Here is a 21,454-nt window from a genome sequence, read left to right as displayed (position 1 = left end):
TGGTATTTTATTGAGAAATTTTTCCGGTAGATTTTAATAAAGTGTAATAGGCTAGTCCAGCATCCGCTCGGGCCAGTTCTAAGTTGATTTTAGCCCGATATAGCAGGGTTTCGGCATCAATTCTGTCTATGGCTGATGCTACGTTGTTTTTATACTTTGAAGCAAGCAACTTGTCGTTTTCTGTTGCCTGTGCTATGGATGTTTCCAGGACACTGATCTTGTTTAAGGCCAACTGGTAGTTTTGATAGTTTCTGTTGATCTCTGTTTTAACCTGGTCAGAAAAGATATCTTTTTGGATCACAAGTTCTTTTTGTTGTATTCTGGCATCCGTTACTTTATGCTTATTTGTCCATAAGTTGCCAATGTTCCAGGAAACGTTAGCGCCAATGGTTACCGGCATAATGTATTGGTTGGCTGAGGGAATAAAGCTGCCATTAGGATTAATGTAGTAGAGATTTGCACCTACACCAACAGTAGGTAAAGTATTCGCTTTAACCGATTTAATATTTACATCAGCAACCTTATTTTGTAAATCCAGTTGTTTCAATTCCTGTCTGCTCGCAACGCCCATGTCCAGATAATTGCTTAGAGGGCCTATGGTTTTCAAATCTTTGGTCGGATCTGCAATTTCAATTTGGGTGTTTTCATTTAAACCCAGTAAGATATCAAAGTTATAATTGATGATCTTTCTGTTGTTTTCGGCTTCCATGTCCGTAAGGGAGATGTTTGCTTGCTGAAGTTGAAACCTTAAAACATCATTTTTGGTGACGATACCCTGTTCGAAAAAGCGTTGAGATTGCTTAAGTTGACTGGCGATAGACTCCAGATTTTGAGCAATGACTTTTTTGCTTTGCAATACTTTAAACAAAGAATAGTAGGTATTGATAATGGCATAGCTAATCTCTTCCTTGTCTTTGTCAGCGTCCAGGTTTGCTACATCAGTGAGTAGGCGGGTCGATTCTTCCGCATATCTCAGTTTCCCGCCACCATAAATCAGTTCTTCTACCGCTGCTGTTCCGACAAAGGCATCAGCGCGTTTAGGCAATTTAATTGGATCCGCGTCACCGATGCTTAAGGTATTGGTTGGGATTTCTGCATGGTTGTATAGAAATGAAGCCTTTGCTGTGGGTAAGACATTATCCTTAACCATGTTTAGCTTTGCTACGGCCTGATCTATTTTGTTTTGGGAAAGCTTTAGATTCTTGCTATTCTCTATCCCAAGTGCTATAGCTTCCTGTAAGCTTAACTTTTTAACATCCTGGGCGTAGAGGAGTCCTGGAACAAGGAATGTTAAGCAGCTTAATTTGATTGATTTATGTATCATTTTTTGGTGTTAAATACGTGATGATGAGGTCTTTTAAATGATCGATTAAACGGGCGGTAATCAGCTCCCGGTCTTCTTCGTTATTGATGTCAAGTGTTGTACCAGAGGTGATCTTTGAGGGGGAGATAGCGACATTACTGATCGTGCCCATAATCGTGGCAATCAGCATTCTAACGTCTACTTGTCTAAAACTTCCTTCGGTAATGCCGTCAGTGATGATTTTCTCTATGATCATCAGATTTTGAGCCATTGAGTTTTTGATCTTAAAAAACATTTCCGGACGGTGGGGCATGGAGAGCTCCCTGTGCATCATTTTATGAAAACCTGGATTGGATAGTATTCTTGTGGTATAGCCTTCGATTACTTTCAGTAATTTTTCCATCCCAGACATGTTGCCTTGATCGAGGCAAGAAAGCTGTGCGTTAAAATCGGCAATCCTTTGGCTCATGATTTCCATGAAAACACCATCTTTAGATCCGAAATAATAATTGATCATGGCCATATTGACCGCGGCATCTTTTGCAATTTGTCGGGTAGAAGTTGCTTCATAACCCAATTCGATAAACAATTTTTCTGCCGCTTCGAGGATATTGGCCCTTTTATCTATTTTTTCCATTTTATATTTGAGACAACGAAATTAATCAATCGATTGATTAATTTCTCTTGTGTGATTACTTATTTGTAATAATTGACGAAATACTGACAAGGGTTTGTTATTTTTATAGCTTACCAAATAAACGTTTGATATGAAATGGATGTATGTATGTGTCTGGTTTTTAGGCCTAACATTAATTTCGTTGAATGGTTACACTCAGCATTTGAATTCGGATCCGTCATGGGTCAGAATAAATTTACTCGGGTATCAGCCTCACGCTGTTAAAGTAGCGGTTTGGGTAAGTAAGGATCAAAAGGAACTGCCTGAGAAGTTTGATATTATAGAAAAAGGAACTGGAAAAGTGGTATACAGCTCAGGAAACCTGAAGTCCTTTGGTGCTTATGGTCCTTTTAAGATCTCTTGCAGATTGAATTTTAGTGATTTTGAAGATTCGGGACGCTACTTTATTAAAGTAGGGAATACGATATCGCCAGAAGTGATCATTAAGGAAGACGTATATCGTAATACTGCTGATTTTGCGTTGCGTTATATGCGACAGCAACGTAGTGGCTTTAACCCCTATTTGAAGGATAGTTGTCATACACAGGATGGATACACTATGTATGGCCCAATGCCGGATAGTACACATATAGATGTTAGTGGTGGATGGCATGATGCCTCTGATTATCTTCAGTATGCCACTACATCGGCAAATGCGACCTATCATCTGCTAGCCGCATATCGGGATTTTCCCGAGGCATTTATGGATCAATATCAGGCAAATGGGCTTGAAGGGAAAAACGGACGGGCAGATGTTTTAGACGAAGCAAATTGGGGCTTACAGTGGTTGCTAAAGATGCATCCTAAGAAAGACTGGTTGTTTAATCAAATTGCAGATGATAGGGATCATCAAGGGCTGCGCTTGCCAACAAAGGATGGTGTGGACTATGGTAAAGGGAAAGAGCGACCTGTTTATTTTGCCAATGGTAAACCTCAAGGTTTAGGTAAGTATCAAAGCCGGGCGACGGGAACAGCTTCTATTGCGGGAAAGTTTAGCAGTGCTTTTGCTTTAGGCAGCAGAATGTTTAATGACATTGATGCAGCTTATGCTCGATTGCTCCGAAATAAATCCAGATCTGCTTATACATTTGGTTTAAAGCAGCCTGGCGTACAACAAACAGCACCTAATAGGGCGCCCTATTTTTATGAGGAAGACAATTGGACGGATGATATGGAACTTGCTGCTGCCGAACTTTATCAAAGTATTGGTGGGAAGCGGTTTTTGAAGCAAGCGCTGAGCTATGCGAGTAAAGAGCCGATAACGCCATGGATGGGGGCTGATACGGCAAGACATTATCAATGGTATCCCTTTCACAATTTTGGGCATTATGAAATTGCTAAAACCGGGGATAAGTTGGCTTCTGAAATGGCGGTGTCTTATTATAAAGAGGGGCTAGACAAAGTTTGGCAAAAGGCAAAGCACAATGCATTTTATAGGGGTGTTCCATTTATCTGGTGCTCAAATAACTTAACAGCTTCATTTGCCATTCAAAGCTTTCTGTACCATAAGGAAAGTGGAGACGAGACCTATGAGGAGTTGGCACAGGCAAATTTTGACTGGCTGTTTGGCTGTAATCCGTGGGGATCTGCAATGGTGTATGGCTTGCCTGCTGAAGGGGATACGCCAAAAGATCCACATTCTGCATTTACGCATTTGTTTCAATATCCGATAGATGGCGGCTTAGTGGATGGGCCAGTTTATGGTCGCATTTATAAAAGTTTGATAGGAATTACGTTGCACAAGCCAGATGAATATGCCGAATTTCAATCAGATCTGGTGGTTTATCATGACGATTTTGGGGATTACAGCACCAATGAGCCTACCATGGACGGAACGGCATCATTGGTATATTTACTGGCTGCTTACGATAGTAGGGTAAAACCAGAAACTTCTCTTTTTAAAAAAGATCATGGCGCTATAATTAGGGGAAACACGAATGAAAAGAAGGTAGCATTAGTCTTTACGGGACATGAGTATGCAGATGGTGTAACGCAAATCAATAAAACCCTAAATAAGCATAAGGCAAAAGGATCTTTCTTTTTTACCGGCGATTTTTACAATACTCCAGGATTTGGTCCACTCATTAAATCAATAAAAGCGAGCCATCATTATTTGGGCGGTCATTCGAATAAGCACCTGTTGTATTGCGATTGGACGAATCGGGACAGCTTATTGGTTACAAAAACAGAGTTTCAGGCAGATTTAAGCGCTAATTATGAGGCGATGGATAGATTTGGTATTAGTAAGCGTGAAGCCCCTTTCTTTTTGCCGCCGTATGAATGGTACAATGATAGGATTGCTGACTGGACAAAGGGAGCGGGCCTAACCTTGATTAATTTCACCCCAGGAACGCGTTCTAATGCGGATTATACTTACCCGGAAATGGGTAAACGTTATCTGGGCAGTCCGGAAATTTATAAGTCAATCGTTGATTTTGAAGTGAAGCAGGGAATGAATGGTTTTGTGCTGTTACTTCATGCCGGTACCGACCCAAGAAGAACGGATAAGTTTTACAATAAACTAGATGATTTGATTATTTATTTAAAGCAAAAGGGCTATAGTTTGGTAACGGTTAATGATTTGCTGGGGAAATAAAAGGGTAATATTTGTTTTACAGATAAAATAAATCAATATCTTTGACGCCTAAGAATTAGTATAATGATTAAAGAAGACAACAATAGTTTTGACTGGGTTTATTATGTTATGGGCCTATTTTTTGGTATTTTAACTGCAGTAATTATATCAGGTAGCTTTGGTGCAGCCGTATTAGGTGGAATTATAGGTTTTATTTTTGGCGCTATTTTCTTAAATGGAATAGTTAAAGGCCGTGAATATTAAGCTAGCTTAAATTAATTTAAGACAACTTCTGATGAAAAGATTAAGCCTTATCGCAATACTTGCGATGTTTACTTTCGTTGCTAAAGCACAGGAGCTTAAATTTGCTTCTGTTGATACTAGCCCTGCTGATATTGTGTATTTTCCTTTAAATGCTGCGAAAGCTAAGGATAATTCAGCTCCATCGATTAAGATGGTTTATTCCAGGCCAACTAAAAAAGGGCGCGAAATATTTGGCGTGCTTGAGCAATTTGGAAAAGTATGGCGCGTTGGGGCGAATGAATCTGCAGAAATCAAATTTTACAAGCGCGTAAAAATTGGGGGTAAGTCTATTAAGGCAGGTTCTTATAGCTTATTTGCGATTCCTAATCAAGATAAGTGGACAATGATCATTAATAGGCAGACAGATCGTTGGGGTGCTTTTACTTATGATCAGACTAAAGACGTAGTTCGGGTTGACGTTCCGGTTAAAGTATTGGATAAGCCAATGGAATCTTTTGCGATCACGTTTACCACAGAACCGCAAGGTGCTGACTTGGTTATGGCCTGGGACCGAACTTTAGTAGAACTTCCTATTACCATAAAATAAATTAGACTTTATTAATAATGGCTACTGTAAGCCTGCTGATACAGTTCATTTTTCCTCTGTCATCATAGATCTTGATTTCCCAAACATGAGTTTTAGTACCAATATGTAAGGGCTTACAAATACCCGTTACCAAGCCTGATTTAACCGGTCTGATGTGGTTGGCATTAACTTCAAGACCAACAGCCTGGTATTTTTGAGGATCGATACACATATACGAGGCAACACTCCCAAGGGTTTCGGCGAGCACTACAGAGGCTCCGCCATGTAAGATTCCTGCGGGTTGATGCGTACGTTCGTCTACCGGCATTGTTGCAGTCAGGGCATCATCGGCGACTTCTGTAAACTTAATACCGAGGAAAGCACCCATGTGGTTTGTAGGCCTATCGTTTAACTGTTCGGGGGTGAATTTTGTAAACCAGCTCATAAATATCGGCTTTTAATGGTCTGTATATGGTGTATCACGTGGCCTGGTATTACGTAGAGCAAAGCTCTTACCGTAATTTGTCGCTCAGATGCGGTACCACTTCTGTTTAATTCTTTTTCTATCAAGGAATTGAATAAGTACATATTCGCCCTTCTAAGTAAGGAAAACTCTTCTGAAAGACTCAATAGACTCCTATCCTTAAAGTGGGCCTGTGCTACGTAATCATCTTCTTCAAATCCTGGAAGTGCATGGTTTTCTCCACGAGCAAAGCAGGTTAGGCGATATACGAGAATACGTTCCGTATCGATGATATGCCCAATAATTTCCTTAATTGTCCATTTTCCGGGCGCATAAGCATAGTCAGCTTTTTCAACCAGATCATTCACAAAGTCTGGAAACTCTGTGGCTTGCCTTTTTAATAATTCGAATACATCTCCTTCAACGAGGCTGATGTATTGTTCAGCCCACACGGGATACTCATGCGTTTGAGGTCGGTTCATAAGTAATGCTACTTTTTAAAATGATACGAAAGGTCGTGCCTTTGCCAAGTTCAGAATCTTTAACAAAGATTTGGCCATTATGGTAGTTCTCAACAATTCTTTTGGTTAGCGATAAGCCTAAGCCCCAACCGCGTTTACGGGTGGTATAACCCGGCTGAAATACCGCGTCAAATTTAGACCGGGCAATGCCTTTTCCAGTGTCGGTTACATCTATAAACACCTCTTCTTTGGTTAAGTTTTCGATAATGTTTATGGTGATTTTACCTTCGTTTTCAATCGCATTTGCTGCGTTTTTCAGCAAGTTCTCTATTACCCAATCAAACAGAGGTACGTTTAACAAGGCTCTTACTTGTTCATCTCCGATGATTTCGAAGACTACCTTATCTGATGTCCTAAGCTTGAAATAGGCAACGAAATTATAGATCACGGCATATACTACGTGGTCTTCTACAATTGGTTTAGATCCAATTTTAGAAAAGCGATCGGTAATTACCTCGAGACGTTTAATGTCGTTCTCCATTTCAGCAATTAAAGGGTCGTCTTCTGCGTCAAACCTTGATTTGATCAGCTCCACCCAGGCCATGAGCGAGGAGATTGGTGTGCCAAGTTGATGGGCAGTTTCTTTAGCCATGCCGACCCATACCTGATCCTGTTCTGCTTTACGTGCTGAGCTAAAGGCAACATAGGCAGTGAGTAAAAACAATCCAATAACAGCTAGCTGAATGTATGGGAAATAGCGAAGCTGGGTTAAAGTGGCAGAATCTTTATAATAGATATACCACCGACTGCCGTCCAGTCCAATAATTGGTGTTGGTGGATGCTGTTTTTTCATTTTTCGGAGTTCTCGGGAAAAATAGGCGGGGTCGTAGGTTTTGTTAGGTTGTTTTTCTATTTCGTAATTCGTTTTTGTAGAGTCTAATCCCTGATAGGCGATGATGGCTCCTTCGGAATCGATCATGATTACGGGCAGCTTGGTGTTTGTTCGGATCAGGTCTATCAAACTGGTGTACCTGTCGTCGTCATACATAGCAAGGGATTGCTCAGTTACTTTTATATATAGCTGAAACTGAAGCTGTTCTTCCCGTTCCATCTTTTTTACAAAGAAATCGCTATAGACAACAGATGCTGTGCCGATCACAATGGCAAAGACAAGTAAAAAGAATTTCCAGCGGCGTTTTTTCTCGTAAGGGTTCATAGAATATGAAGGCAAATTACAAAATAGCATTCAAAAATGTATCAATTGAACGGTAACGCGGTAAAAAATATATCTTTGTAGCTCGTAATATGGAAAAGAAAGTAAGAGTAAGATTCGCCCCGAGCCCAACCGGCGGCCTGCATTTGGGCGGTGTACGTACCGCTTTATTTAATTATCTGTTCGCAAAAAAGCACAACGGAACGTTTATTTTGCGGATTGAGGATACCGATCAGACCCGTTTTGTAGAAGGCGCCGAGGAATATATTGTTTCCTGCCTTAAATGGTGTGGTATGGTTCCTGACGAGAGTCCGGAGCAGGAAGGCAACTTTGGCCCTTATCGTCAAAGTGAGCGGAAAGCGACTTATAAACAATATGCTGATCAGCTGATTGCTGATGGATATGCTTATTACGCTTTTGATACCCCAGAAGAACTGGATGCCAAAAGAAAACAAATACCAAACTTTACTTATGGATTGGCTACAAGAGGGGACATGAGAAACTCCCTTACTTTAAGCGAGGCCGAGGTAGATGCACTTTTAGCAAGTAATACACCGCATGTAGTGCGTATAAAAATGCCTGAAAATGAGGTTGTTTCTTTTACCGATTTGATAAGAGGGCATGTTAGTTTTGAGACCAATTTGGTGGATGATAAAGTTTTGTTAAAGGCCGACGGAATGCCAACCTACCATTTGGCTGTTGTGGCGGATGATAAGGCAATGGAGATTAGCCATGTTTTTAGAGGTGAGGAATGGCTTCCTTCGGCACCGATTCATATTTTACTATGGAGATATCTTGGATGGGACGATGAAATGCCTCAGTGGGTTCATTTACCGTTGATTTTAAAGCCTGATGGAAATGGCAAGCTCAGTAAAAGAGATGGCGATAGATTGGGGTTCCCAGTGTATGCTCAAAATTGGACTGATCCTAAAACCGGTGATTTAACAAAAGGCTTTAAGGAGCTTGGCTTTATGCCTGAGGCGTTTGTAAACCTACTGGCTATGCTGGGTTGGAATGATGGAACGGATCAGGAAATATTTGCTTTAAATGAGTTAATCGAGAAGTTTTCTATTGAGAGAATCAGCAAAGCAGGAGCTAAGTTTGATTTCGAAAAGGCAAAGTGGTATAACCACGAATGGATTAAACATACAACTTCAAAAGTGGTGCTTCCCTTTGTAAAAGAAGAGTTTAAGGCTCAAGGTACGGTTTTAAATGACGACAACTATCTTGAAAGGGTTGTTGACCTAATTAAAGATCGGTGTACATTATTAACTGATTTTGTTACTCAAAGTATATATTTTTTTACTGCACCCGAAGGATATGATTTGGATGCAGTGAAACCGAAGTGGACACCAGAAAAGGCTTCTTTTTTTGAATCTTATGCTTTGGAGTTGAAGGATGGATTGACCGGGGTAGAACTGGAAGAAAAGTTCAAATTATTGGCTATGGCACATAATTTTAAACCAGGTGAGTTGATGTTGCCTTTTAGAATTATGCTTGTTGGCGGAAAATTTGGTCCAGGAGTATTTGATATTGCAGTAGCTCTTGGTGCAGAAGAAACCCTAAAAAGAATCCAAAAAGCAATTACCGCCTTTAATTAAACTGGGCTTTCTTTTAGTTTTGGTATAACAATTGTCAAGCCTGTTATTAACCAAATTAAAAGGAGTTTATATGCAATGGTTCGGTAAAGGAAGTGGCAATGTTGATGACAGAAGAGGGATGGCTGGTGGCAAGGTGCTTGGCGGCGGTGCAGCAATAGTTGTTGTTGTACTTGGTCTTATCTTCGGACAGGATTTTACAAGTTTAGTTAGCCAGTTGCCTATTGGTGAGGCTAGTAATGTTGTTGGTAAACAAGGTGTGCCACAAGATGCGGAAGGTAAATTTGTTGCCGGCGTGCTGGAGTCGACAGATTCCGTTTGGATTGCACAGTTTAAGCAATTGGGAAGGGTGTATGAGCCTCCTGTGCTTACGCTGTTTGATAACAGTGTCCAATCTGCCTGTGGTAATGCCAGCGCCGCTGTAGGGCCATTTTACTGCCCCGCAGATCATCGCGTATACATCGATCTTACTTTTTATAAGGACTTAAAAGATAGGTTTGGTGCTGCTGGCGATTTTGCGCAAGCTTATGTTATTGCACATGAGGTAGGGCATCATGTACAGAATTTACTAGGGATTTCCGAAAAGGTACAACGTGCCAGAGCTCAGTTGAGCGAGGTTGAATACAATAAATTATCTGTTAAGTTAGAATTACAGGCCGATTTCTTTGCCGGACTGTGGGCGCACGATGCCCAAAATCTCGCTAATTTTAAATTAGAGGAAGGAGATATTGAAGAGGCGTTGACCGCTGCAAATGCAATTGGCGATGATAAGCTTCAGCAGCAGGCACAGGGACAAGTTGTTCCTGATGCATTTACTCATGGTACATCTGCCCAAAGAATGTACTGGTTTAAAAAAGGCTTTGATACGGGTGATTTTAAGCAGGGAGATACTTTTAATTCTGCTGGGTTATAATTTCTTTTTTTCAATAAAATGATTATTTATCAGTTTAAACTTATAAAGTTTATATAACTTTAATGCGATACTAACACCTACGCTGTCGCCAAAAAGTTTAATAAGCCTTATTTATTTTTAATAATGATATTAATTGTAGATGATACCTCTGAGAACCTGATTTCTTTAAAAAAGGTTCTGGAGAAACATAATTTTGAAGTCGATACTGCGTCATCAGGTGAAGAGGCCTTAAAAAAAGTACTTAAAAACGAGTATGTTCTGATTATCCTTGACGTTCAAATGCCGGGGATGGATGGATTTGAAGTAGCTGAAGCGATTTCTGGCTACAGCAAGGCCAAAGAAACAGCTATTATCTTCTTGTCTGCTGCAAATACTGAGCTTAAATTTATCGCTAAGGGATATTCTTCAGGTGGCTTGGATTACATCACGAAGCCGGTAGATATGGACATTCTCCTGTTAAAGGTGAAAACATTTTATAGGATTTATGAACAGAGCCGAAAGCTAATCGAAATACAAAAGGCATTGTTGGATGAGATTGAATTCAGAAAAAGAGCCGAGCGAAAAAAAGATGAGTTCATTAGTATTGCAAGCCATGAGTTGAAAACCCCTTTAACAAGTGTAAAAGGGTATGTGCAACTATTGGCCCGAAGCGTAGATAAAGGCGATATTCCTACCGTAAAAAAGCATCTGGCCAAAGCACAGGTTCAGTTGGAAAAGCTGAATGAGCTTATTGCCGACCTTTTGGATATCTCTAAAATAGAGAGTGGCAAATTAAAATTCAATAAAAAACATTTTGTATTTGATACCTTACTTGATGGAGTGATCGAGGTTATTCATCAGGCCAATCCTGAATTTAAAATCAGCAGAATGGGGGATGGACCTAAGGATATTTATGCTGATGAGATGCGGATTGAGCAGGTCATTGTTAATTTTTTAACCAATGCCATTAAGTATTCGCCAGGAACAAATGAAGTAGACGTGAATGTCAAAACGACGGCAGATCAATTGTATGTTGGTGTTCGGGATTTTGGAATAGGAATCGCCCCCGAGCTGCAAAAAAGTGTGTTTGAGAAATTTTATAGAGTCGAAGAAACGTCTATTCATTTTCAAGGATTAGGCATCGGCTTATATATTTCAGCAGAAATTATTAACAGACATGGTGGTGAAGTTGGCGTAAAAAGTAAATTAGGAGAAGGGTCTGAATTTTATTTCACATTGCCCTTAGTGTCTAGTCCTGAAACGGAGTAAAATAATATTCGTATGAGTAAGAAATCTATAAAAAATAACCTGCGCATTGGTTTAGGGTTGTCATTATTGATCCTTTTTATAACATCTTTAGCCTCTTATCTAAGTATAAGAAATCTGATTAAAAGTGCCGAGATGGTTTCTCAAAGCAATGCAGTCATGTTTAAGCTAGAGGATGTGATCTCTACTTTAAAGGACGCCGAAACAGGTCAGAGGGGGTATTTACTAACCGGAAGAGAGGATTTTCTTGAACCTTATAAAGGCGCTAAAGAAGTTGCTTTGGGCTTGATCGACCAGATTAAAGCTGAAACCAAAAATAATCCTGTACAGCAAAGGAATGTAAAAAAATTGCAAGACCTTATTCTGGGTAGGTTTGAGATATTAAAAAATACGGTTGAGATTAAAAGTCGTGGCGGCTTTGTAAGTGTTGCAGAGCTGATCAACGGGAAATCTTACATGGATGCTGCAAGGAGTCTGATTAAGGTAATGGGGGGCGAGGAGAGACGAATACTGGATGTGAGAACTGCCAATCTGAATAGGATGGCTGGTTTTACCCCGATATTGATCATATTCGCCGCTTTCCTTGCTATTTTAATTACCATATTCTTTTATAGAAAGGTTACACTTGATTTTAATACAAGGGTAAGGCTGCAGGAAGAATTACAGCATAAAAATGAAGAAATAGACAATAGAATTTCCGTTATCCAAGGAATTGCCAACAGGATTTCGAGCGGAGATTATCGGATGCGACTTGATGAAGAGGAAAAGGACGGCTTGGGTAGTTTGGTGGGTTCTTTAAATGCAATGGCAGAATCATTGCAATATTCGTTTTCATTATTGGAAGATAAAGAGTGGTTGCAATCAGGAATCGCAGCACTAAATGATAAAATGGTGGGTGAGAAAACCGTTCAACAGCTTGCGGATGATATTGTAGCTGAAATTGTTGAGCAAACACATAGCCAGGTCGCTGCATTTTATCTTGTTGAAGAAGATCGGACCTTACATTTGGTAGGCAGCTATTCGTTGATGGAAGAGCATAAGCGGAAAAAACTGAGATTTGGAGAAGGCTTTGTGGGACAGGCAGCGCAATCTGGCAAGCAACTTTTAATCAATGATATTCCGGATAATGAGTTGACCATTAGCTTTGCCATCGGAACTACCCGACCACGTAATGTTATTGCAGTACCAATTTTTAGAGAAGGAGAAGTTATAGGGGTAATGGAGTTTGGCTCTATACGTGTTTATAAACCCTTACAACTGGATTTTTTCAATAATATTTCGGATAATATTGGTGTAGCGGTCACGGTCTCACAGAATCGTAAAAAACTACAGGAATTTTTAGAGGAAACACAAGCGCAGGCTGAAGAGTTACAGGCACAACATAGGGAGTTGGAAGGCTTAAATGCAGAATTGGAAGCGCAAACTCAGCGGATTCAAACTTCCGAAGAAGAATTAAGGGTACAACAAGAGGAGCTTTTGCAAAGTAATCAGGAACTGGAAGAACGTACCAATTTATTGGAGGAAAAGAATCAGCTTATTCAAGAACGAAATCTTGATATTCAGCATAAGGCAGAGCTGTTGGAGCAGAGTACCAAATACAAATCAGAGTTTCTAGCCAATATGTCTCATGAGCTGCGGACCCCTTTAAATTCGATTTTATTGCTATCAAAACTGATGTCGGATAACAAGGATTTAGATGAAGAGTATATCGAATATGCAGAAGTGATACAAAGTTCCGGGCAGGGATTACTAGGTCTGATCGATGAAATCCTGGATCTTTCTAAAATTGAAGCCGGTAAAATGAAGCTTGAATTTACCGATGTCAATATTAAGGAAGTCGCAACAGATATGCGCTCGTTATTTAACCCGGTGGCAAAAAATAAGCAGCTGGAATTGATTATTGATGCGGAGGAGACCTTAACGACCATCAATGCCGACAAAATGCGACTGGAGCAGATTCTGAAGAATTTACTTTCTAATGCCATCAAGTTTACAGCTGAAGGTAAGGTTGTTTTAACGATTAATAAGGATGAGCAGGGTGAAAATATACTATTTAAAGTTACCGATACTGGAATTGGTATTCCGGCAGGTAAACAAGAATTGATTTTTGAAGCCTTTCATCAGGCAGATGGCTCTACGCGTCGTAAGTTCGGTGGAACAGGGCTGGGTCTATCTATAAGCCGGGAGCTGGCTAAGCTGTTGGGTGGGAAAATAGAGGTAACCAGTACTGAAAATGTGGGTAGTGAGTTTACTTTCTCTTTACCATTGAATCGAAAGGAAAATCTTGAAGAAGATTTAGCTCCGGAGGCTGTGGTTCCGCCTATTTATATGGAACGGATTGAGCCTGTTGTTGCCGAGCGCTTTACGGTTGATCTTATCCCTCAGGAGATAGAAGATGACAGGAATGATATTGAACCCGGGGATCGTGTCATATTGATTATTGAAGACGACACTAATTTTGCTAAAACGCTGTTAAAGTTTACCCGAAAAAAAAATTATAAGGGGATTGTCGCTGTTCGTGGCGATGTGGGGATTGAATTGGCAAATCGCTATCAGCCCTTAGCCATATTGCTGGACATACAGCTGCCGATAAAGGATGGCTGGCAGGTAATGGAAGAGTTGAAAGCTAACCCTGCTACCAAACCCATACCTGTTCATATCATGTCTTCTCTTGAAGTAAAGAACGAAAGCTTAATGATGGGCGCTGTTGATTTTATCAATAAGCCCGTTGCTTTGGAGCAGATGAAGCAAATTTTTCAGAAATTGGAAGACGCGCTGAGTCGACATCCCAAAAAAGTATTGATTGTTGAAGAAAATAAGCAGCATGCCGAAGCGCTAAGTTATTTTCTTAGTAACTATAGCATACATACAGAGGTGGTTAGCAATGTGAACCAAAGTATCGGTGCGCTGAATAAGAATGAAGTGGATTGTGTGATCCTGGATATGGGAATTCCTGATAGGAATGCTTACGAAACGCTTGACATGATCAAGAAAAGCAGGGGGCTGGAGAATTTACCTATCATCATTTTTACTGGAAAAAACTTATCTAAGGGTGAGGAAAGCCGTATTAAGCAATATGCAGATTCTATAGTCGTGAAGACGGCACATTCTTACCAAAGAATTTTGGATGAGGCGGGGCTTTTTCTTCATTTGGTTGAAGAAAAGGAAGTAGATGGTAAGCATAAAAAAACGCCGTCTGAAAACCTGGGCGGTTTATATGAAGTCTTAAATAATAAAACAGTGCTGATTGCTGATGATGATGTCCGAAATATATTCTCTTTAACAAAGGCTTTGGAACAGCATAAAATGAAAGTTCTTGCTGCCACCGACGGAAAGGAGGCGCTACAGATGCTTAAAGAGAACCCATTGGTGGATGTGGTGCTTATGGATATGATGATGCCTGAGATGGACGGATATGAGACAACAAAGGAAATTAGAAAGATTCAAGCATACAAACAATTGCCTGTCTTAGCTGTTACAGCAAAGGCTATGATGGGTGACAGGGAAAAATGTATAGCTGCAGGGGCATCGGACTATATTTCAAAGCCGGTGGATATTGATCAATTGATTTCATTATTAAGGGTGTGGCTTTACAACAAGGCGTAGTTATAATTTCTATGTTTTTATATATATGGCAGACAACAAAGTATTAATCGTAGATGATGATAACCGGAATATTTTTGCCTTAACAGCAGTGTTAAAAGCAAGAGGTTATCAGTGTATATCTGCCACAGGGGCAGAAGAGGGGCTTGAAATTCTTACGAATGATGGCGATATTGCGGTGGTGCTAATGGACATGATGATGCCCGGGTTAGACGGGTACGAGGCCATGGCAAGGATGAGAAATAGCCCCGAACTAAAGGATGTGCCTGTGATTGCGGTTACTGCGCAGGCGATGCTTGGGGATAAGGAGCGTTGTATAAATGCCGGCGCAGCAGGCTATATTTCCAAGCCAATAGATGTAGATGAATTAATTAGGATGCTAAATCTTTATGTTTTAACGGAATAGAATTTGGACTTATCAGTAATAACCGATGAACATGTAGAAATATTGCTCTCTGATCTCTTGGAGCAGTATGGATATGATTTTACAGGTTATTCAAGAGCATCTATAAAAAGACGCATCTCCAGAATTTATACTTTAGATAGAGCTTTAAGTTTTGCTGAGTTTAGGTATAGGATTTTAAATGATCAGACCTATTTTAAACGATTTGTGGAACAGATTACGGTTAATGTGACAGAGATGTTTCGAGATCCATCTTTCTTTCGAAAATTGAGGGAAGAAGTGTTGCCCAAGCTTGGTACTTATCCCTTAATCAGGATATGGCTGGCCGGTTGTTCTACAGGAGAAGAGGCCTACTCTATTTCTATTATTTTGAAGGAGTTGAATTTGTTGCATAAGTCACTAATTTACGCGACAGATCTTAACCCCACTGTGCTTGAAAAAGCTGCTCAAAGCATGTTTGCAATGAGCCAGATGCAGCAGTATTCGGAAAACTACATTTTATCCGGAGGCACTAAAGAATTTTCAAGTTACTATACAGCAAGTTATTCTTTGGCAAAGTTTGATGATGAATTGAAGCGTAAGATCGTTTTTTCGACCCATAATCTGGTCTCTGATCATTCGTTCAATGAATTTCAGCTGATACTTTGCAGAAATGTGCTGATTTATTTCAATCGCGATTTGCAACATAATGTGTTAGATTTGTTTGATAGTAGTCTTGATGAACTCGGGTATCTGGCATTAGGATCAAAAGAAACGGTTGAATTTTCAAGAATTTCCAATAGGTATAAGCGCTTGCCAGGAGAAAAAATATGGAGAAAAGTCGGTTGATGACAAAATGTAAAGCATTTATAATTGGAGGCTCGGCGGGTAGTCTGGAAGTGTTACTTAAAGTGCTTCCAAATGTTAGGACTGATATTCCCTTTCCAATTATCATTGTGGTTCATAGAAAACATGGAGTAGACTCTTTGCTACCAGCGCTCCTCTCTACGCGCACAGAACTTAAGGTTAAGGAAGTAGATGAAAAAGAAGAAATAATGGCCGGCACGGTTTATATTGCGCCCTCGGACTACCATTTACTTATAGAGCAGAATGAAACATTTTCTCTGGACTACTCGGAAAAGATCAACTATTCCAGACCAGCAATAGATGCTACATTTCAAACAGCTGCAGAGGCGTATAAAACAAAACTTGCTTGTTTGCTACTTTCAGGATCAAATTCTGATGGCGTAAATGGACTAAAATATGTCAAATCCTGGGGAGGTACCACATTAATTCAGGACCCAGATTCGGCTCAGGTAGCCTATATGCCTGCGCAGGCACAACTTAATGTAGCAATAGATCAGGTACTTACGATTGAAGATATGGCGGCATTTATAAATTTGCTATCTTAAGCCCTATATCAAAAAATGACTATGAACAAGAAAGTATTCGTATTTGATGATAATGTAGATATTTTAGAATTATGTACTATTATTTTGGAAGACGCGGGGTATGACATTAAAACGTCCTCTACATCCAATAATATTATAGATCAGGTAATGGGTTATACGCCGGATATTATCTTTATGGACAACTGGTTGCCAGATGTTGGGGGGATAGCGGCCACAAGAGCCTTAAAGTCGCATGCGGTATTGAAGGATATTCCAGTGATTTACTTTTCCGCCAATAACGATGTAAAGTCGCTGGCAGACGAGGCAGGTGCCGATGGGTATCTATCCAAGCCCTTCGATATCGAAGAGCTTGAAAAGATAATCAGTAAACATTTGATTATTTAACACCCAAAACATCTACGCCCTGTTCGAATACAACATCTACAGGGATTCCTCTTTTGGTTAGTTTATCAAGGTCAGCCTGTAACTCTGGAGTAATTACGGCTTTTTCACGTTGTGTTTTTTCAACAGCAGCTTTATCTCCATTACCTTGAAGCGTAATGATTAAGTTGCTTAGTTTGTTCATAGAATCTTCGAATTTAACGAAGTCTACTTTGTAAGTTCCATTGTCATTTCTGATAAAGGCACCATTGTCTTTAAAAAAGTTAAAGCATTGCATATTAGCTTTTCCATGAGCGCTTGCAGCACCAAACCTTACTGAGCGAAGAATGCCAGCCATATATGTCGTATAAAACTGCTTAATATCGCCTTCGAGTTCGCCTTTTTTAAGCAATCCAGTTACCATATATAGGCCCAAAACATCGGCCTTGCCTTCTTCAAGCCATGAATATTGCTCTTGTAGCGCTTCTTTAACAAAGCCTTTTCCAGTTACGGTCTTTTTTATACCTAATCCGTGTGCTACTTCGTGAAACATCACATTAGCAAAGAAAGCATCAAAGTTGATGTATTGAAGCTGGTCCTTATCTATCAGTTCCTTGGCGATTGGCAACAAAATCTTATCAAATTTGGCCTTCATCGCATTTTTTAATTGTGAACGTCTGGTTCCCTTTTTTTGTTGAATCACCTCATCATTTGGAAGGTTAACAGCTATCGTTTTAGAGCCCGCATTGCAATCTCCCGCGTAATACACCACGTCATAAGCATTCAGCTCTGAATCTGTTCCAGGTTTTTCTGCTTTGTATTTCGCATCAACAGGTAGGCCTTGTTGTAGCTGAGGCAGCATGTTTACGTATTTTGCCAGTTTTTTGCTCCATACTTTATCCTTTACCAGAACATATGCCTCATAAGAAGCACGGGCATTGAATAATTTGTCTTCGTAGTTCTCAATCGGACCAATGATCAGGTCGAGCGTGTTGGTTTTCATATCCAACCATGCATAATCACTAGCCGTGTAATTATCAGAAAGTAGTGCGTCAGCGCGTAAATTCAGATATTTCTTTAATCCCGCGTCATCGGCAAGTAAGGCTGCCTGTTTTAATAAGCTTGAAGCTTTTTGTAGTTCTGTAGCGTATAAAACATGATATGGTATGGATGTAAGCTTACCCTTGTCGTCTTTTCTAATCACCGAATATTGACCAGATTTATCTTTTACATCAGAATTTTTAAGCTCTTCTTTAGTCATACCCGCTGGGTAAAAGGTAGCGCCATCCGGTTTTGGTCCAATGCCCGAAATAAATGATTTATCTCCGTTTAATCTATCCCAAGGGCCGTAATTGATCAAGAGGAATTCTCTGGATTTTTCGTCCTTGATGGTGCTTAACAAGCTATCGCGCTGCGGATATGCCTGTTTCCAGAACAGTTCATCCATAATCTTGGCGGCCTGGATCATTAATGGCAAGATTTTCCGGTCATTCACAGAAAGTTCGTTGATATTGGTGGTCAACTTAACCTTTTCGTAAATGGCCAGACGTTCGTCTACATACTTTTGCAAGCTGTCTTCTGTAGAAGAATGTTTTGTTGTTTTTTGATCGTTATTTCCCTGAGGTCCAGAGCATGAAGCCATCCCCATAACAATTGAGCATCCAGCAATAAAAACAGTTGCTTTGCTTATGTGTTTCATATATCAGTTAGTTTTAAATAGGTTATGAGACCGCCAAGATACCATGGGATTCATATATCGAATTATTTGCGGCTAAAATAGTAAAAAATAGTAATTTCACATTCTCTATTCCCTCAATATGGTATACCTCTATAAATTTACAAAAATTGGGCTCGTAATTGGTTCTTTATTTTTATTCGGTGCTTGCTCTACGAACAAGTATGCGGCAACGGAGAAAATCTACAAAGATAAGGCCAAATCTTTTTCTGAAATCATTAAGACGGTACCGCCTCCAGCACAAAAAATCGATGGCCTTGATCCCACAATACAATCTTGGGTAGGCTCAATTAATTTCGGTATCCGTAAGCCTAATTTTGTCATCATTCACCATACCGCGCAAAACTCTACTCAGCAAACGATCAATACATTTCTGGTAAAGGGGAAGAGTGAGGTGAGTTCTCATTACATTGTAGGTAAGGATGGTGTGGTTGTGCAAATGGTAAATGATTACCTGCGTGCCAATCATGCTGGTATAGGGAAATGGGGAAACACAAGTGACCTAAATTCATCTTCTATAGGGATAGAATTAGATAATAACGGCATTAACCAGCCTTTTACGGATGCACAGATCAAAAGTCTGGTTGCACTTCTGGATGCTTTAAAGAAACGGTACAATATTCCTACAGCTAATTTTATTGGTCATTCCGATATTGCACCGGGCAGAAAAAACGATCCAAAGAATTTTCCATGGAAGGTTTTGGCAAAGCAAGGCTTTGGTCTTTGGTATGATGATATTTTGAACTTGCCTCCAGAAGATTTTAATGCGGAATTGGCTTTGAGAGTGATTGGTTACAATACCAGCAATTTGCCAGCGGCTATTGAAGCATTTAAAATCCATTTTGTGCAAACCGATATTACGCAGGTACTCACACCGGCAGATAGACTGATCCTGTTTAATCTGTATAAAAAATACATGTAAACAACAAAGGCGCTGTTAAAGCGCCTTTGTTGTTTTTATTTATTCCCTTTTGCCCAGGCATCTTTTAAAGATACTGTGCGGTTAAACACCAGGTGTTCTGATGTTGAGTCTTTATCCAGGCAGTAATAACCTTTTCTGATGAATTGATAACGGGCATCCTTATCGGCTGTAGCCAAGTAAGGTTCGATATAAGCATGTTTAATTACATCGATACTGTTTGGGTTCAGGTAGTCCTTAAAATCGCCTTCTTCCCCATCAGGAGATTCTACAGTAAACAAACGATCGTACATTCTGATTTCTGCACTTTTCGCATGTTTGGTACTTACCCAGTGGATTGTTCCTTTAACGTTAATGCCACTAGTATCTTCACCGCTTTTAGATTCAGGGAAGTAAGTACAACGTATTTCAGTCACATTTCCGGCTTCGTCTTTTACAAAATCTTCGCATTTAACAATGTAAGCATGCTTAAGACGTACCATTGCACCAGGCGCAAGTCTGAACCATTTTTTTGCAGGCTCTTCCATGAAATCCTCACGTTCGATCCATAGTTCATTGCTAAATGGAATTTCTCTGCTTCCGCCTTTATCTTCAGCTTCAGGGTTGTTTTCTCCAATTAATGTCTCGTCTTTTCCTTCCGGATAATTGGTAATTACCAGTTTTATCGGATCTAATACGGCCATCACACGATTAGCTGTTTTATTCAGGTGCTCGCGTACACAGAATTCCAAAAGACTAAGTTCTATGATGTTCTCTCTTTTTGCAACCCCAATTCTTTCACAAAACTCACGGATGCTTTCTGGCGTATAACCGCGTCTTCTTAATCCGCTTATTGTTGGCATCCTAGGGTCATCCCATCCACTTACCACGCCTTCATTAACCAATTGAAGCAACTTACGTTTGCTCATTACAGTATAAGAAAGGTTTAAACGCGCAAATTCATATTGTTTAGAAGGGTAGATTTCTAGTTTTTCAATGCACCAATCATACAGCTCTCTATGAGAAACATACTCTAATGTACAGATGGAGTGCGTAATGGTTTCAATACTATCACTTTGACCATGTGCAAAATCATACATTGGGTAGATACACCATTTATTACCTGTACGGTGATGTTCAGCGTGTTTAATACGGTAAATTACCGGATCGCGCATAATCATGTTTGGGCTAGCCATATCTATTTTGGCCCTTAAGGTACATGCTCCATCTTCAAATTCACCGTTTTTCATGCCGGTAAATAGATCCAGATTCTCCTGAATGCTACGGCTGCGGTATGGACTATCTTTGCCCGGTTCAGTAGGTGTACCCTTTAACTCTGCAATTTCTTCAGCCGTACTATGGTCAACATAAGCTAAACCTTTTTCGATCAATTTAACGGCGTATTCGTACAGTGTATCAAAATAATCAGAAGTATATAGTTCATTTTTCCACTCAAAACCAAGCCATTTAATGTCGGCCTGTTGACTGTCAACGTATTCTGTTTTTTCGGTTACTGGGTTGGTATCATCAAACCTAAGGTTTGTATAGCCGCCGTATTTTTTTGTTAAACCAAAGTTTAAACAAATGGCTTTAGCATGGCCAATGTGTAAATATCCATTAGGTTCAGGTGGAAAACGGGTGATTAACGTCTTGTATTTTCCGCTATTTAAATCGTTCTCAATGATCTCTTCAATAAAGTTCAATGATCTTTCCTCACTCATATCAGCTGTAAATTTTTGGTCAAAGTTAACATAAAACGGCTAATTTACTTACATTTACAGCCTACTT

At 39.9% G+C, this 21,454-nt stretch carries 19 protein-coding genes; 12 read left to right on the top strand and 7 right to left on the bottom strand.

All coding sequences use genetic code 11. The features are described from left to right. Positions 1-7 precede the first annotated feature (7 nt). Positions 8-1,324 carry a TolC family protein gene (locus FBD94_RS18920; protein ID WP_136881369.1) on the bottom strand — a complete coding sequence of 439 codons (1,317 nt, stop codon included), beginning with the start codon at positions 1,322-1,324 and terminating at the stop codon, positions 8-10. Next, positions 1,314-1,940, bottom strand: coding sequence for a TetR/AcrR family transcriptional regulator (locus FBD94_RS18915; protein WP_136881368.1), 627 nt, complete (start codon positions 1,938-1,940; stop codon positions 1,314-1,316). The genes FBD94_RS18920 and FBD94_RS18915 overlap by 11 nt, the downstream gene beginning before the upstream one ends. Before the next feature lie 130 nt (positions 1,941-2,070). Between FBD94_RS18915 and FBD94_RS18910 the strand changes: the two genes are divergently transcribed. The 3 genes from FBD94_RS18910 to FBD94_RS18900 all read left to right on the top strand — a co-directional run bounded on the left by FBD94_RS18910 (position 2,071) and on the right by FBD94_RS18900 (position 5,404). Next, positions 2,071-4,575: a glycoside hydrolase family 9 protein gene (locus tag FBD94_RS18910; RefSeq protein ID WP_136881367.1), complete on the top strand. Its 2,505-nt coding sequence runs from the start codon at positions 2,071-2,073 to the stop codon at positions 4,573-4,575. Positions 4,576-4,638: 63 nt separating this feature from the next. Further along, complete coding sequence (locus tag FBD94_RS18905) at positions 4,639-4,818, top strand: hypothetical protein (protein WP_090783289.1); 180 nt, start codon at positions 4,639-4,641, stop codon at positions 4,816-4,818. Between the two features lie 31 nt (positions 4,819-4,849). Continuing rightward, complete coding sequence (locus FBD94_RS18900) at positions 4,850-5,404, top strand: DUF2911 domain-containing protein (protein WP_131612233.1); 555 nt, start codon at positions 4,850-4,852, stop codon at positions 5,402-5,404. Position 5,405: 1 nt separating this feature from the next. On the opposite strand, the gene FBD94_RS18895 is transcribed toward FBD94_RS18900, so the two are convergent. The 3 genes from FBD94_RS18895 to FBD94_RS18885 are packed head-to-tail and all read right to left on the bottom strand — an operon-like array spanning position 5,406 to position 7,523. Then, complete coding sequence (locus FBD94_RS18895) at positions 5,406-5,828, bottom strand: hotdog fold thioesterase (protein ID WP_136881366.1); 423 nt, start codon at positions 5,826-5,828, stop codon at positions 5,406-5,408. Further along, positions 5,825-6,328 (bottom strand): DinB family protein, encoded by a 504-nt coding sequence (locus FBD94_RS18890; protein WP_136881365.1) that lies wholly within the window; start codon positions 6,326-6,328, stop codon positions 5,825-5,827. The genes FBD94_RS18895 and FBD94_RS18890 overlap by 4 nt, the downstream gene beginning before the upstream one ends. Beyond that, positions 6,306-7,523 (bottom strand): sensor histidine kinase, encoded by a 1,218-nt coding sequence (locus FBD94_RS18885; protein ID WP_136881364.1) that lies wholly within the window; start codon positions 7,521-7,523, stop codon positions 6,306-6,308. The genes FBD94_RS18890 and FBD94_RS18885 overlap by 23 nt, the downstream gene beginning before the upstream one ends. An 89-nt stretch (positions 7,524-7,612) precedes the next feature. On the opposite strand from FBD94_RS18885, the gene gltX reads away from it, so the two are divergent. The 8 genes from gltX to FBD94_RS18845 all read left to right on the top strand — a co-directional run bounded on the left by gltX (position 7,613) and on the right by FBD94_RS18845 (position 17,057). After that, the gene (gene gltX / locus FBD94_RS18880; RefSeq protein ID WP_136881363.1) at positions 7,613-9,121 is read left to right on the top strand and encodes a glutamate--tRNA ligase; all 1,509 of its coding nucleotides are present in this window, start codon (positions 7,613-7,615) and stop codon (positions 9,119-9,121) included. A gap of 70 nt (positions 9,122-9,191) precedes the next feature. Continuing rightward, entirely contained in the window at positions 9,192-10,031 is an 840-nt protein-coding gene (gene ypfJ / locus FBD94_RS18875; protein WP_131612223.1) for a KPN_02809 family neutral zinc metallopeptidase, read from the top strand. Between the two features lie 123 nt (positions 10,032-10,154). Further along, positions 10,155-11,279 carry a hybrid sensor histidine kinase/response regulator gene (locus FBD94_RS18870; protein ID WP_131612221.1) on the top strand — a complete coding sequence of 375 codons (1,125 nt, stop codon included), beginning with the start codon at positions 10,155-10,157 and terminating at the stop codon, positions 11,277-11,279. Between the two features lie 12 nt (positions 11,280-11,291). Continuing rightward, on the top strand, positions 11,292-14,882 hold the full coding sequence (locus FBD94_RS18865; protein WP_136881362.1) for a response regulator: 3,591 nt from the start codon (positions 11,292-11,294) through the stop codon (positions 14,880-14,882). A gap of 25 nt (positions 14,883-14,907) precedes the next feature. Beyond that, the gene (locus FBD94_RS18860) at positions 14,908-15,285 is read left to right on the top strand and encodes a response regulator (protein WP_131612217.1); all 378 of its coding nucleotides are present in this window, start codon (positions 14,908-14,910) and stop codon (positions 15,283-15,285) included. A 3-nt stretch (positions 15,286-15,288) separates the two neighbouring features. After that, positions 15,289-16,110: a CheR family methyltransferase gene (locus FBD94_RS18855; protein WP_136881361.1), complete on the top strand. Its 822-nt coding sequence runs from the start codon at positions 15,289-15,291 to the stop codon at positions 16,108-16,110. After that, positions 16,110-16,673: a chemotaxis protein CheB gene (locus FBD94_RS18850; protein WP_235884564.1), complete on the top strand. Its 564-nt coding sequence runs from the start codon at positions 16,110-16,112 to the stop codon at positions 16,671-16,673. The genes FBD94_RS18855 and FBD94_RS18850 overlap by 1 nt, the downstream gene beginning before the upstream one ends. 21 nt (positions 16,674-16,694) lie before the next feature. Beyond that, positions 16,695-17,057 carry a response regulator gene (locus FBD94_RS18845; protein ID WP_136881359.1) on the top strand — a complete coding sequence of 121 codons (363 nt, stop codon included), beginning with the start codon at positions 16,695-16,697 and terminating at the stop codon, positions 17,055-17,057. Here the strand turns inward: FBD94_RS18845 and FBD94_RS18840 are convergent. After that, positions 17,050-18,732, bottom strand: a complete 1,683-nt coding sequence (locus tag FBD94_RS18840) for a dipeptidyl-peptidase 3 family protein (RefSeq protein ID WP_205945907.1) — start codon at positions 18,730-18,732, stop codon at positions 17,050-17,052. The two genes, FBD94_RS18845 and FBD94_RS18840, sit on opposite strands and share 8 nt — an antisense overlap. A 118-nt stretch (positions 18,733-18,850) precedes the next feature. Here FBD94_RS18840 and FBD94_RS18835 point away from each other — a divergent pair, with 118 nt between their 5' ends. Next, positions 18,851-19,690, top strand: a complete 840-nt coding sequence (locus FBD94_RS18835; RefSeq protein ID WP_136881358.1) for an N-acetylmuramoyl-L-alanine amidase — start codon at positions 18,851-18,853, stop codon at positions 19,688-19,690. Between the two features lie 35 nt (positions 19,691-19,725). On the opposite strand, the gene FBD94_RS18830 is transcribed toward FBD94_RS18835, so the two are convergent. Further along, positions 19,726-21,387, bottom strand: a complete 1,662-nt coding sequence (locus FBD94_RS18830; RefSeq protein ID WP_131612207.1) for a glutamine--tRNA ligase/YqeY domain fusion protein — start codon at positions 21,385-21,387, stop codon at positions 19,726-19,728. Between the last annotated feature and the right edge of the window lie 67 nt (positions 21,388-21,454).

Origin of the sequence: Pedobacter hiemivivus (genome assembly GCF_005144565.1) — a bacterium.
GTDB lineage: Bacteria > Bacteroidota > Bacteroidia > Sphingobacteriales > Sphingobacteriaceae > Pedobacter > Pedobacter hiemivivus.
Note: the sequence above shows the minus strand (reverse complement) of the source record. Positions and strands in the feature narration are given on the sequence as shown.

Excerpts from the sequence above, each read along its gene's own strand:
- FBD94_RS18890 (WP_136881365.1), bottom strand. The coding sequence starts at position 6,328 with ATGAACCGACCTCAAACGCATGAGTATCCCGTGTGGGCTGAACAATAC.
- FBD94_RS18865 (WP_136881362.1), top strand. The coding sequence starts at position 11,292 with ATGAGTAAGAAATCTATAAAAAATAACCTGCGCATTGGTTTAGGGTTG.
- FBD94_RS18860 (WP_131612217.1), top strand. The coding sequence starts at position 14,908 with ATGGCAGACAACAAAGTATTAATCGTAGATGATGATAACCGGAATATT.
- FBD94_RS18830 (WP_131612207.1), bottom strand. The coding sequence starts at position 21,387 with ATGAGTGAGGAAAGATCATTGAACTTTATTGAAGAGATCATTGAGAAC.
- FBD94_RS18850 (WP_235884564.1), top strand. The coding sequence starts at position 16,110 with ATGACAAAATGTAAAGCATTTATAATTGGAGGCTCGGCGGGTAGTCTG.
- FBD94_RS18870 (WP_131612221.1), top strand. The coding sequence starts at position 10,155 with ATGATATTAATTGTAGATGATACCTCTGAGAACCTGATTTCTTTAAAA.
- FBD94_RS18900 (WP_131612233.1), top strand. The coding sequence starts at position 4,850 with ATGAAAAGATTAAGCCTTATCGCAATACTTGCGATGTTTACTTTCGTT.
- FBD94_RS18840 (WP_205945907.1), bottom strand. The coding sequence starts at position 18,732 with ATGAAACACATAAGCAAAGCAACTGTTTTTATTGCTGGATGCTCAATT.
- FBD94_RS18895 (WP_136881366.1), bottom strand. The coding sequence starts at position 5,828 with ATGAGCTGGTTTACAAAATTCACCCCCGAACAGTTAAACGATAGGCCT.
- ypfJ (WP_131612223.1), top strand. The coding sequence starts at position 9,192 with ATGCAATGGTTCGGTAAAGGAAGTGGCAATGTTGATGACAGAAGAGGG.
- FBD94_RS18910 (WP_136881367.1), top strand. The coding sequence starts at position 2,071 with ATGAAATGGATGTATGTATGTGTCTGGTTTTTAGGCCTAACATTAATT.
- FBD94_RS18835 (WP_136881358.1), top strand. The coding sequence starts at position 18,851 with ATGGTATACCTCTATAAATTTACAAAAATTGGGCTCGTAATTGGTTCT.
- FBD94_RS18885 (WP_136881364.1), bottom strand. The coding sequence starts at position 7,523 with ATGAACCCTTACGAGAAAAAACGCCGCTGGAAATTCTTTTTACTTGTC.
- FBD94_RS18905 (WP_090783289.1), top strand. The coding sequence starts at position 4,639 with ATGATTAAAGAAGACAACAATAGTTTTGACTGGGTTTATTATGTTATG.
- gltX (WP_136881363.1), top strand. The coding sequence starts at position 7,613 with ATGGAAAAGAAAGTAAGAGTAAGATTCGCCCCGAGCCCAACCGGCGGC.
- FBD94_RS18845 (WP_136881359.1), top strand. The coding sequence starts at position 16,695 with ATGAACAAGAAAGTATTCGTATTTGATGATAATGTAGATATTTTAGAA.
- FBD94_RS18920 (WP_136881369.1), bottom strand. The coding sequence starts at position 1,324 with ATGATACATAAATCAATCAAATTAAGCTGCTTAACATTCCTTGTTCCA.
- FBD94_RS18915 (WP_136881368.1), bottom strand. The coding sequence starts at position 1,940 with ATGGAAAAAATAGATAAAAGGGCCAATATCCTCGAAGCGGCAGAAAAA.